Source organism: Aromatoleum aromaticum EbN1 (genome assembly GCF_000025965.1).
Lineage (GTDB): Bacteria > Pseudomonadota > Gammaproteobacteria > Burkholderiales > Rhodocyclaceae > Aromatoleum > Aromatoleum aromaticum.
On sequence record NC_006513.1, the window covers coordinates 3,053,044 to 3,065,204 of the forward strand.

Genomic DNA, 12,161 nt, shown 5'->3' on the forward strand with positions numbered 1-12,161 from the left:
GCGGGTCAGCCCCGCGGCGACGGGTGGTGGATCAGCTTTTTCAGGCCGCAGATATTGAGAATGCGGATGTGCTTTTGCTGGACGGCGATCAGTCCCTCTTCCTGGAACTTCGAGAACGCCCGTGACACGGTCTCCAGCTTCAGCCCCAGATACGAGCCGATTTCCTCGCGCGTCATCCGCAGGTGGAATTCCGCCGCTGAGAAGCCGCGCGCGGTGAAGCGCTGCGACATGTTCAGCAGGAACGCCGCCAGGCGCTCTTCAGCGCGCATCGAACCGAGCAGCGTCATGACGCCATGGTCACGGACGATCTCGCGGCTCATCACCTTGTGGAACTGATGCTGCAGACCTTCGACGACGCGCGACAGCTCTTCGAGCTTGCCGTAAGCGATCACGCAAACTTCGCTGTCCTCGAGCGCGATTGCATTGCACGAATGCAGTTCCGTGCTGATGCCGTCGAGCCCGAGCATCTCCCCGGTCATCTGGAAACCGGTGACCTGCTCGCGTCCGTCTTCAAGCAGCACGTTCGTCTTGAACGAACCCGCGCGGATCGCGTAGATCGCCTCGAAAGGGTCGCCCGCGCGATAGAGGTGGTGCTGGCGCTTGATCTTGCGACGCGCTCCGACGAGTTCGTCGAGGCGGTCGATCTCGTTTTCGGACATGCCGAACGGCAGACACAGCTCGACCAGGTTGCACTGGGAACACGCGACTTTCAGACTGGCTACCGTAATTGGCACCGTGGCCTTCATTTGCACGATAATAATGCCCTCTGTTCAAGTCCGATTTACGATTGCCAGGGAAGTCCGTTGATCCACGTCAACCCCCACGGCGCTGCTTTTTGCGATCGTACGAAACGCACCCGAGCGATACAACCATGACCAGCCAGAACGATCTTGTATTCGACCCGCAGCTGATACGCCGCTTCGATATCAACGGGCCGCGCTATACGTCGTATCCGACCGCCGATCGCTTCGTCGAAGCCTTCGATCACCGCGCCCTCCGGGACTGGCTTGCCCAGCGTGCAGTGGGCGGGGTAAGCAAGCCTCTTTCATTATACTTCCACATCCCATTTTGTAACACGATTTGCTACTACTGCGCGTGTAACAAGATCATCACGAAAGATCATGCCCGTTCCGCCAAGTACCTGAAATACCTGGATAAAGAAATCGGCATGCAGGCCGAGGCGCTGGGCGGCAGCCATCAGGTCACCCAGTTGCACCTCGGCGGAGGAACGCCGACTTTCCTTTCGCACGACGAGCTGCGCCAGCTCATGGATTCGGTCCGCTCACGCTTCACTCTGGTGCCGAACGGCGAATATTCGATTGAAGTGGACCCGCGCAAGGTCGACTTCGAAACCGTCAAGCTGCTTGCCGACCTGGGTTTCAACCGCATGAGCGTCGGGGTCCAGGACTTCAACGAAGACGTTCAGGTCGCGGTCAATCGCGTGCAGAGCTTCGACGAAACCAAGCTGGTCATCGACTCGGCCCGGGCAACCGGTTTCAAGTCGATCAGCCTGGATCTGATCTACGGGTTGCCGAAACAGAACATCATCAGCTTCAACCGTACGCTCGAACAGGTCCTTGCGCTGTCCCCGGATCGCGTTTCGCTTTACAGCTATGCGCATCTGCCGGGACTGTTCAAGCCGCAACGGCGCATCACCGTCGTCGATATGCCCACTTCGGACACGAAGCTGCAGATCCTGCAGCTGGCGATCCGCCGGCTGACCGAAGCGGGCTACGTGTATATCGGCATGGATCACTTCGCGAAGCCGGACGACGAGTTGACCGTCGCGCAGCGCCAGGGCCGGCTGCACCGGAACTTCCAGGGCTATTCGACGCAGGCCGAATGCGACCTGCTTGCGTTCGGCGTGTCCGCGATCGGCAAGATCGGACCGGTATATTCGCAAAATTTCAAGTCGCTCGATGAATATTACGACGCGCTCGATCGCGACGAACTGCCGGTGCTGCGCGGTATCGAGCTGACAGCCGACGACCTGCTGCGCCGTTCGATCATCCAGGCTCTGATGTGTCATTTCGAACTTTCGATCGATTCGATCGAAATCGCGCACCTGATCCAGTTCAACGAATATTTCGCCGAGGAATTGCAGGACCTTCGTGCGATGGAAGAGGCAGGACTTGTCGAGGTTACCGACAAGTGGATCAGCGTCATGCCGGCGGGGCGTCTCCTGGTGCGCGGCATCGCGATGGTGTTCGACCGGTATCTGCGGGCCGATCGGGAGCGCCCCCGCTACTCCAAGGTGATCTGACCGCACCCCGGCCGGAGCCCGGCCGGGGGAGTGTTAGAATAGAAGCGTTTTCTGTGACGCGGGTTCCGCGTCGCTTTCGCTTGTATTCGACGCTACCTGATGCCTGAAACCGGTTATATCGCAGTTTTCCTCATCGGCCTGCTCGGCGGAACCCATTGCGTAAGCATGTGCGGGGGAATCGTCGGGGCGATGACCTCGGTGCGCATGCCGGGCGATACGCGTCGGCAGTGGCCGATCCACCTCGCCTACAATCTCGGGCGCATCGCCACCTACACCTTGCTGGGCGCGGTGCTCGGCGCGCTCGGCACGGTCGGGCTGCTGTTCAACGACGTGCTGCCGGTCCAGCTTGGCCTCTACGTACTGGCGAACCTGATGCTCATCGCGCTCGGCTTGTACCTGACAGGCTTCACGCGTCTATTGACTCCGGTGGAGCGGGTGGGGCTGCGGCTGTGGCGGGTGGTTCAACCCCTGACGCGGCGCTTCCTGCCGGCACGTTCGGCGGCTCAGGCGCTGCCGCTTGGCCTGCTGTGGGGGTTCCTGCCATGCGGCCTCGTTTACAGCGTGCTGACCACTGCGCTCGTCACCGGCTCGGCGGAGCGCGGTGCCGGCCTGATGCTCGCCTTCGGGCTCGGGACGCTGCCGAACCTGATGCTGGCTGGAATGCTCTTCAAACGCTTCAGGGATGTCACGCGCAACGGCAAGGTTCGCTTCGCCGCCGGTTTGCTGGTGCTCGGGTTCGGAGTATTCGGGCTGTTCAACGCGCCGACGCTCGGGGGCAAGCTATGGAGCGGGGTGGTCTGCGAAGTCTGAATGCAGTCGTCGGGCGGGCTGTTTCTTTATTGCGATACCGGTTCGTCGATCGGAGTTGCTGCCCGGGATGCGTGCGATAGGGTGTGAGCCGCTAGACATCCACGGGGCCGCTGATCTTCGACATGTGGAGTCGACCAATGAACAATCCCGTGATGGATCCGCGCCACGCTGCGATCGAACTGCCGGTGTCGGGCATGACCTGCGCCGCTTGCGCTGCACGGATCGAGAAAGTGCTGAACCGCCTGCCCGGCGTCAGTGCGAACGTGAATCTCGCAGCCGAGAAAGCGCGCGTCAACTTCTCTGCCGCCGAGGCAGGCCCGGCGGAGGTCGTCGCGGCGATCCGCAAGGCGGGTTTCGATGTTCCGGCGGCGACGCTCGAGCTGGCGATTTCAGGCATGACTTGCGCCGCATGCGCCGCCCGGCTCGAAAAAGTCCTCAACCGGCTGCCGGGCGTCGAGGCGGCGGTGAATTTCGCGACCGAGCGCGCCACTGTGCGTTACCAGCCCGGTCTGGTAACGACCGAGGCGCTGAAGGATGCCGTCCAGCGCGCCGGTTTTGCTGCGGCGGAAACCGGACTTGCGGACAGGGAACAGGTGCGTCTGCGGCAGGCGGCGGTGTGGAAAGCCGAGCTGCGGCACTTCTGGATCGCTGTGCTGCTGACGCTGCCGCTCGCCGCCCAGATGCCCGCGATGTTCGGTGGGGGGTGGGCGGCTGACGCACACCATGAGTTCCTGCCGCGCTGGCTGCAGTTGATGCTCGCGACGCCGGTGCAGTTCTGGATCGGCGCGCGCTTTTACCGCGGCGCCTGGTCCTCGGTGCGAGGCGGCGGGGCGAACATGGACGTGCTGGTCGTGCTCGGCACGAGCATGGCCTGGAGCTACAGCGCCATCGTCACGCTGTTCGGCCGCCATGACCTGCATGTGTATTACGAAGCGTCCGCGATGATCATCACGCTGATTCTGCTCGGCAAGCTGCTGGAGGCGCGCGCGAAAGCCCGCACCACCGCTGCGCTCGATGCACTGCTGCGCCTGCAGCCCAGGGTCGCGCATGTCGAGCGCGGCGGCGAACTGGTCGCGGTTCCCGTCGACAGCCTGAAGCCGGCGGACCTGTTCGTGGTGCGGCCGGGAGATGCCGTGCCTGTCGATGGCGAAGTCGTGTCCGGAGCGTCGGCGCTCAACGAGGCGATGCTGACCGGCGAGAGCATGCCGATCGACAAGCGGGCCGGTGACAAGGTGTTCGCCGCGACGCTCAACGGGGAAGGCGTGTTGCGCTGTCGAGCGACCGGCGTCGGCGCCCACACGCTGCTCGCCGGCATCATCCGCATGGTCGAGCAGGCGCAAGGCTCGAAAGCGCCGGTGCAGCGCCTCGCCGACCGCATCGCGGCAGTGTTCGTGCCGGTGGTGGTCGGCATCGCCGTCGTCACGTTCGTCTCGTGGTGGTGGCTCGGCGGGGACTTCGCGCAGGCGCTGATCAGCGCAGTTGCCGTGCTCGTGATCGCATGCCCGTGCGCGCTGGGGCTCGCGACGCCGACGGCGATCATGGTCGGAACAGGGCAGGGCGCGCGTGCGGGCATGCTGGTAAAGAACGCCGAAGCGCTCGAACTGGCCGAGAAAATCCGCGTGCTGGTGGTGGACAAGACGGGCACGCTGACCGAAGGCACGCCGGCGGTCAGCGATGTCGTGCCGGCTGACGGATGGGACCGCGCCGGCCTGCTCGGCATTGCGGCAGCGCTGGAGCAGGCGAGCGCACACCCGATCGCTACAGCGGTCGTTGCGGAGGCGCGGGCGATGGGCGCGATGATTGCGTCGGCCGGGGACAGCCTCGCCGAGCCGGGCAAGGGACTGTCAGGCCGGGTCGATGGACGGGACGTCGTGCTCGGTACTCCCGCTTTCCTCGCCGAGCGCGGCATCGACATGGCGGGCGTCTCCTGGGAGAGCCTCGCAGCGGCCGGCAAGACGATGGTCGCGGTCGCAGTCGACGGCCGGTGCGCAGGCGTGATCGCGGTCGCCGATCGCGTGCGGCAGGATTCGGCGAGCGCCGTGGCGCGCTTGAAGGCCCGCGGCCTGCGGGTCGTGATGCTGACCGGCGATCACGCTGCCACGGCGGCCGCAATCGCTCGCGAAACCGGTGTCGACGAGTGGCAGGCAGGCGTGATGCCGGCAGACAAGGCGGCCGCGGTGCAGACTTTCGCTCAGGGCGGTGAACGGGTCGGGATGGCCGGCGACGGCATCAACGACGCGCCGGCGCTCGCCGCAGCGGATGTGTCGTTCGCGATCGGGGTCGGGGCGGACGTTGCGGTCGAAGCGGCCGACATCACGCTGGTGAGGAACAGCCTGCACGGTGTCGCCGACGCGATCGACTTGTCGCGCGCGACCTTGTCCAAGATCCGGCAGAATCTCTTTTTCGCGTTCATCTACAACATACTCGGCATCCCGCTCGCTGCGTTCGGATTGCTCAATCCGGTGATCGCCGGTGCGGCGATGGCGATGAGTTCGGTGTCGGTCGTCACCAATTCACTGTTGCTCAAACGGTGGCGGCCAGGTCGGTGATTTTCTGTGGAGAGGAGAACTCGTGATGGTTGAAACGGTAATCAGGGTCGAAGGGATGAGCTGTGGCGGGTGCGTGAACAGCGTCACGGCGGCGCTGAAGTCGCTCCCCGGCGTCACGGACGCCAACGTGTCGCTGGATTCGGCGCAGGCGCGCGTGCAGTACGACCCGGCGACGGTTTCCGAGCAGCAGCTGCGCGAGGCGGTCGAAGAGGCCGGTTTCGACGCGCCAGCGTAATCGGATTGCTGGCGCCACGCACTGCTGGCGCATTCAATCGTCGAGACGGAACACGATCGGAACGCGCAGCCAGCTGTCGACCGGCGCCTCTCCGCGCTGCGCGGGTACGAAACGCCAGTTGCGCACGGCTTCGCGCGCCGCATCGTCGAGGCGCGAATGGCCGCTGCTTTCCGCCACTTCGACCGCGTCGGCGCTGCCGTCGCCGAGTACATGCACCCTGAGGATGACTTTTCCTTCGTCGCCGCGTCGTCGCGACGATCGCGGATAGGTCGGCGCCGGGTTATGCAGATAGGCGGCATCGAAACTTGCGGGAGTCATTGCAACGGCTGTCGCTTGCGGAGCCGGTGGCGTGGTTGCCGGAGAGGGCGGGGCGGGAGCCGCTGCACTGCCGGAAGGTGCCAAGGAGGGCGCGCCGTCGGTAACGGGCGGCGGATCGTCGGGACGTGGAGATGCCTCGGCAGGGGGGACGGGCGCCGGGGACGGGCGGGGCAGCGTTGCCTGGGGTGCGGGCGTGCGGGGCGCAGTTCGCGTTGCCGGTTTTGCGGCGGTGCTGCGTGGTGCGACCTTGGCAGGGGGAGACGCTTCCGGAGACACAGGTGCCACGGAAGGGGAGATCACCGGCGCCGACGGGGCAATCAGCCGTACGCTGAGGGTTGCCGGCGCGGAGGGCGGAACCTGTGCCGGCGCGGAGCCGCCGAGCCCCGACAGCGCGAGCAGTCCGGCCGCATGGGCGCCAGCGACGAAAGCCAGCATTCCCCAGTGGACCGACGAAAACCGCTGCCGGGCGACATTGTCGCCGGACCAGGCGGATCGAGAATCGGGTGAGCCCATTGAATCCCGCGCAAAGGTTGTCGAATGCGGGGCTGGCACGGGCACGAGGCACGTGCTGCGCGGCCGGCCCGCAACGCAGTCACCATCAGGAAGGCCGGTCTCCGGGCTTTGCGCAAGGCGCGCATCTACCGTTGCGGGGGCAGCGCAGGAATTTCACCTGCTTCCCGATTCTCCGCGACAGCGATCGTCGCGGCACCTTCGAGCGGTGCCGATTATATCGCTTCCGGCGGGCGTTTTCCGCCCTGGTATACGACGAAGCGCGGTGATGCGACGCCGATTCGCGAGGCGTATGTCAAGCTGCCGGCGCTGCCGAAGTGGTGTCAGTGGAACAACTTTCTGCGGAGTCACGACGAGCTCGACCTGGGCCGGCTGACCGATGCCGAGCGCGAGGAAGTGTTCCGCGCTTTCGGTCCCGACGAGGACATGCAGCTCTACGGACGCGGCATCCGGCGGCGCCTCGCGCCGATGCTTGGCAACGACCGCAGCCGGATCGAGCTCGCGCACAGCCTGCTGCTGACGCTGCCCGGCACGCCGGTGCTGCGCTACGGCGACGAGATCGGCATGGGCGACGACCTGTCGCTGCCGGCACGCGAGAGCGTGCGCACACCGATGCAATGGAACGACGAGTCGAACTGCGGCTTCTCGTTCGCGGCGCCCGATCGCCTCGCGCTGCCGCCGATTGCCGACGGCCAGTTCGGTTATCGCACGGTCAACGTCCAGGCGCAGCGGCGCGACCCCGACTCGCTGCTGAACTGGCTTCAACGCGCGCTGCGCCGGCGCAAGGAGTGCCCCGAGTTCGCGCTCGGCGAATGCACGTGGATCGACACCGACCCGCCGCAAATGCTCGCGCAGCGCTTCGAGCTCGGCGATTCGACATGCTTCACAATCTCGGTTCGAAGCGCGTGAAGTTCCTAGCAGGCCGCCCGGTTCGCGCCGGACCCGGTGTTGCGCAGCGTCTCCGACGGAAGTTCGCCGAACATCGTGCGGTAGTCGGCCGCGAAGTGCGACAGGTGCCAGAAACCCCATTGCGCCGCGATGTCCGCGACTGCGGCATGGCCGTGCTCGGCGCTCTTGAGCGCGCGACGCACACCGTTCAGGCGCAGGGCGCGCAAGAAGCTGACCGGGTTGAGGTTGAGAATGTCCTGGAAGCTGTATTGCAGCGTGCGCCGCGATACCTCGAGCTCGGTGCACAGGTCCGCGACCGTGATCGGCTCGTCGATGTGGGCGCTCATGTATTCTCGCGCGCGGTCCACGATGAGTTGCCGGCCGCGCCCGGGCGTGGACGCGCGCGCGGCGTCCAGCGAACCGTTGATGGCGGTGAGGAGGCTGGCGTAAATCGCCTGCTCGAGGCCTTTGCGCATCTGCGGGTGCCGAAGCAGTTCCGGCGTCGCTTCGAGGCTGGAGATCACCGTCAGCAGGAAGGATCGGAGCGTCGTAGCCTGTTCGGGCGTCGCGGCGATGACGCGGCGATTGCCGATTTCGGCTTCGATGTCGCGGTGTTCGACCTGTGTCGCGTAGTCGCTGAACGCCTGGGTGTCGGTCGTGACCGCGACGACGTCGTGCACGCGCGGCGTGCGGTAGTCGAGATCGTCGCCGCCGCGCAGCGTGATCAGCGAATCCACTCCGCAGGCCTCGCCGCAGTACCAGCCTGTGCCGTCCAGCGCGACCGGCACGCCCACTGTGCGCGAGCCTTCCCACGCGCTGCCGATTTCGTGGATGACCTGATTCGTGCGCTCGCGAAAGACCTGGACGTTGCCGAACCAGAACTCCTCGAACTTGCCGGAGAATAACCCGGCCGACAACTGGTCGTAGCGCTGGCGCCAATGCTGAAGGCACGATGCGTGGTCATCGGCGTCGCGCGTGTCGAGCTGGACGACGGAAAAGGCGTCGTCGCCGGCAAGCGCCGAGTCGCCGCTTTCCGCCGTCATTGCAAGAGCTTCCATTCGGTCTGTCTCCTGACCGGAAAGTGTTCTGATGATGTTTTCTTTATATCTTTCAGACTAATCCCAAACCCACACGGCGAACAAGCGTTTTCGGTTGCTTCGTGTATCGCGATTCATGCGCGTCGCCCGGACTGGGACGGCGGTTCGTCGCCGACCGTACAGGTGACTGCCCGTTTCGGCGGGAGAGGGGGGTGAGCGAGGGAATTGCATTTGCCGATTTCGGATAACACCCGCTGAAGGCTCGTTCATACAATCCACGAAGCTAGCAGCACAACACGTCATCGAGAACGTGAAGGCAGCAGAAGTACCGGCAACACACACAAAAAGCGAGGAGACGAACGTGACCAGAACGACCATCAAACCGCCCCGCCTGGGCCTTATCTGTCTCGCCGTGGCGGCCCTCGTCGGCAGCTCGGTTGTGCAGGCGGCCGCTAGCGACGCGGAAGCTGCCGCACTCGGCAAGAACCTGACGCCGATCGGCGCCGAAGCCGCGGCCAACCAGGAGGGCTCGATTCCCGCCTGGACCGGCGGCATGACGAAAGCGCCCGCAGGCTGGAAGCCGGGCCATCTCGACCCGTTCAAGGACGACAAGCCGCTCTATTCGATCGATGCGTCGAACGTCGACAAATACGCCGACAAGCTGTCGGCCGGGCAGATTGCGCTGATCAAGGCGTACCAGGGCTACCGGATGGACGTGTATCCGAGCCGCCGCAGTTGTCCGGTGCCCGACTTCGTCGCGGAGCAGACGAAGAAGAATGCGACGGCCGCGAAGCTCGGCGGCGACGGCTGGCAGCTCGAAAAAGTGTTCGGCGCCGGCATTCCGTTCCCGATTCCGAAAACCGGTGCCGAAGCGATGTGGAACTTCAAGCTGCGCTACACCGGCCTGGGCCGGCGCGCGCAGATCGCGGCGCTGATGCCGGAGAAGGACGGCTCCTACGTCGAGAACAAGCAGTGGGCGTACGAGATGTATCCGTTCAACGACCCTGCGGTAACCGGCCCGGCGGACGTCGGCAGCGTCGAGGCGAAGCTGCTGTACGACGTGCTGACCCCGCCGTCGCGCGCCGGCGAAGGCTACCTCGTCCATACGTACGTGGACAAGCCGCAGGACGCGTGGATCTACTTCCCGGGACAGCGCCGCGTGCGCCGTTCGCCGACCTTCGCGTACGACAACCAGGTCGCTGGCTTCGACAACCTGTACTTCGTCGACCAGATCAACATGTTCACCGGCGCGCTCGACCGCTATGACTACAAGCTGGTCGGCAAGAAGGAGATGTTCGTCCCGTACAACTCGTACAAGCTGATCGACAAGTCGCAGAAGTTCAAGGACATGCTCGGGCCGGAATACGTCGACCGCGACCTCATTCGCTATGAACCGCATCGCGTGTGGGTCGTCGAGGCGACGGTGAAGCCGGACAAGCGCCATTCCTTCGCCAAGCGCGTGTTCCACTTCGACGAGGATTCGTGGGCGCTGCTGCAGGTCGACATGTATGACGCCAAGGGCAACCTGTGGCGCGTGCAGGAAGGCAGCCTGTGGGCGGCGCCGGAAGTCGGTGCGTGCATCACCTACGAGACGCAGATGTACGACCTCGTCGCGCGCCGCTACGTCGTCGACAACTGGACTGCGGAAGGCGAAGTGCTCGACCTGACCGCCGCGAAGGACGGCCGGATTACAGCTGCGAACTTCACGCAGAGCGAAATGCGTCGCCGCGGCGAACGCTGACCGCCGCCCACTCGAGGGAGAAAACAAATGAAAACAAAGACGATTTTGCATCGTCGGGGTATGTTCGCGCCGTCGATCCTGGCCGTGTCGGTGGCGGCGGCCTGCTGGGCGCCGGATAGCCAGGCGTTTCGCTTCGGCTCCCAGGAAGGGCTGTCGGGCAGCCTGGACAGCACGATCTCGTTCGGCGTCGCGAGCCGGCTCGAATCGCCGAGCTGCTCGGTAATCAGCAACGACAGCGGCGGCTGCAACAACACGACGAACAACGAGCTGCACACCAAGCAGGCCGGAAACGGCTACGCGAATGCCGACTTCAACTACACGAACTTCGACGACGGCAACCTCAACTACGACGAGGACGACATCGTTTCCGCCGCGTTGAAGGGCACGCACGACCTGTCGCTGAAGTACCCCGGTGGTTGGAGCGCGCTTGCCCGGGTGAACTGGTTCCACGACTGGAAAGCGGACGACACCGAGCGCACCGATGTCGCGAGCGAGGCGACCGACGATGCGACGCTGCTCGACCTGTGGGTCGCGAAGACGTTCAGCCTCGGCGACCGTCGCGGCAAGGTGAAAGTCGGCAACCAGGTGCTGTCGTGGGGCGAAGACATTTTCATCGTCGGTGGCGTGAACCAGATCAACGCAATCGACCTGCAGAAATTCCACGTTCCGGGCACGCAGCTGAAGGAGATTTTCATCCCGGCGCAGATGATTTCCGCTTCGATGGATCTGACCGAGCAGCTCGGTGTCGAGGGGTACTACCAGTGGCGCTGGAACAGCTTCAAGTTCGACCCGTCCGGCACGTTCTTCTCGACGGTCGACGTGCTCGGCAAGGGGCGGCGTATCGCGTACGTGCCGACGAGCATCATCGAGGATTTTGCCGGACCCGGCGCGTGCGCGGACCTGCCGAACGGACGCTGCGGCGACAATCCCGGGCTCCCCGATGCCGATCTCGTCGCCGCCGGGATCGCGACGCCGTATCTCGGCCAGGACGAGCCGAAGAAAGGCGGCCAGTACGGCGTGAATTTCCGCTACAACGCCGCGGAGATCGACACCGAGTTCGCGTTCACCTACCAGCGCTACCACGACAAGCTGCCGTTCCTCGGCTTCACCGGCAGCCCGGAAGGCGCGGTCACCGGCTATTTCCTTGCGTACGGCGAGGACAAGGACCTGTACGCGATCTCGGCGAACTCCAAGCTGATGAACGTTGCCGTCGGCGCGGAATTGTCGTACCGCCCTGACGACAGCGTCGGCGTCGACCCGACGGTGCCGTTCGCGGGGAGGTTCAGCAGCTACGAGAACGGCAGTCATCCCGGTTTCGTCGAGGAGGAGAAATACCAGTTCCACCTCACCGGCTTCTACACGTTCTCGCACAACGACCCGCTCGGCGGCATCGCGAAGGCGCTCGGCGCGGTGGACGGCTTCATCCTCGCCGAGGCTGCGGTCGCGCATTACCCGGGCCTCGACCGCAGCGGCGTGACGCCTTACTTCCTGCCCGACTATTCGCTGCCGGACAAGACCTCGTGGGGCTACGTCGTCGAGGCCGCGCTGAACTACCCGAACGCGTGGGGCACCGGAGTCACGCTGACGCCGCAGATCGACTGGTACCACGACGTCAATGGCACGACGCCGAACGGGCTGCCGTTCGTCGAAGGTCGCAAGGCGCTGACGCTGTCGCTGTTCGCAAACTACCGCGACGACTGGAAAGGCGGAATCCAGTGGGTCAACTTCTCCGGCGGCGGCGCGAACAACCTGATGCGCGACCGCGACTTCCTTTCCGCGAGCATTTCGCGTTCGTTCTGACTGAGAGCGC

General features: G+C 64.8%; 10 protein-coding genes and 1 riboswitch. Of the genes, 7 read left to right on the forward strand and 3 right to left on the reverse strand.

Annotation, left to right across the window (positions count from 1 at the left end; all coding sequences use genetic code 11):
* Window positions 1–5: 5 nt before the first annotated feature.
* Window positions 6–746 (reverse strand): fumarate/nitrate reduction transcriptional regulator Fnr, encoded by a 741-nt coding sequence (gene fnr, locus EBN1_RS14575; protein WP_041646432.1) that lies wholly within the window; start codon window positions 744–746, stop codon window positions 6–8.
* 125 nt (window positions 747–871) lie between these two features.
* Between fnr and hemN the strand changes: the two genes are divergently transcribed.
* The 4 genes from hemN to EBN1_RS14595 all read left to right on the forward strand — a co-directional run bounded on the left by hemN (window position 872) and on the right by EBN1_RS14595 (window position 5,857).
* Window positions 872–2,263 carry an oxygen-independent coproporphyrinogen III oxidase gene (hemN, locus tag EBN1_RS14580; protein WP_041646434.1) on the forward strand — a complete coding sequence of 464 codons (1,392 nt, stop codon included), beginning with the start codon at window positions 872–874 and terminating at the stop codon, window positions 2,261–2,263.
* 99 nt (window positions 2,264–2,362) lie between these two features.
* Window positions 2,363–3,073 (forward strand): sulfite exporter TauE/SafE family protein, encoded by a 711-nt coding sequence (locus EBN1_RS14585; protein WP_011238735.1) that lies wholly within the window; start codon window positions 2,363–2,365, stop codon window positions 3,071–3,073.
* 137 nt (window positions 3,074–3,210) lie between these two features.
* The gene (locus tag EBN1_RS14590; RefSeq protein WP_011238736.1) at window positions 3,211–5,622 is read left to right on the forward strand and encodes a heavy metal translocating P-type ATPase; all 2,412 of its coding nucleotides are present in this window, start codon (window positions 3,211–3,213) and stop codon (window positions 5,620–5,622) included.
* A 25-nt stretch (window positions 5,623–5,647) separates the two neighbouring features.
* On the forward strand, window positions 5,648–5,857 hold the full coding sequence (locus EBN1_RS14595; RefSeq protein ID WP_011238737.1) for a heavy-metal-associated domain-containing protein: 210 nt from the start codon (window positions 5,648–5,650) through the stop codon (window positions 5,855–5,857).
* Window positions 5,858–5,890: 33 nt separating this feature from the next.
* Here the strand turns inward: EBN1_RS14595 and EBN1_RS14600 are convergent, their stop codons facing one another.
* Window positions 5,891–6,175 carry an energy transducer TonB gene (locus EBN1_RS14600; RefSeq protein WP_049780288.1) on the reverse strand — a complete coding sequence of 95 codons (285 nt, stop codon included), beginning with the start codon at window positions 6,173–6,175 and terminating at the stop codon, window positions 5,891–5,893.
* 588 nt (window positions 6,176–6,763) lie between these two features.
* Window positions 6,764–6,903, reverse strand: a riboswitch (cobalamin riboswitch).
* A gap of 178 nt (window positions 6,904–7,081) precedes the next feature.
* Here EBN1_RS14600 and EBN1_RS14605 point away from each other — a divergent pair.
* Window positions 7,082–7,594, forward strand: a complete 513-nt coding sequence (locus EBN1_RS14605) for an alpha-amylase family glycosyl hydrolase (protein ID WP_157866620.1) — start codon at window positions 7,082–7,084, stop codon at window positions 7,592–7,594.
* A gap of 5 nt (window positions 7,595–7,599) precedes the next feature.
* On the opposite strand, the gene EBN1_RS14610 is transcribed toward EBN1_RS14605, so the two are convergent.
* A complete protein-coding gene (locus tag EBN1_RS14610; protein WP_011238740.1) occupies window positions 7,600–8,631 on the reverse strand; it encodes a helix-turn-helix domain-containing protein in 1,032 nt (343 codons plus the stop codon).
* A 340-nt stretch (window positions 8,632–8,971) separates the two neighbouring features.
* Here EBN1_RS14610 and EBN1_RS14615 point away from each other — a divergent pair, with 340 nt between their 5' ends.
* Together EBN1_RS14615 and EBN1_RS14620 are read left to right on the forward strand one after the other, a co-directional pair.
* Entirely contained in the window at window positions 8,972–10,351 is a 1,380-nt protein-coding gene (locus tag EBN1_RS14615) for a DUF1329 domain-containing protein (RefSeq protein ID WP_011238741.1), read from the forward strand.
* A gap of 27 nt (window positions 10,352–10,378) precedes the next feature.
* The gene (locus EBN1_RS14620; protein ID WP_011238742.1) at window positions 10,379–12,151 is read left to right on the forward strand and encodes a DUF1302 domain-containing protein; all 1,773 of its coding nucleotides are present in this window, start codon (window positions 10,379–10,381) and stop codon (window positions 12,149–12,151) included.
* Window positions 12,152–12,161 lie beyond the last annotated feature (10 nt).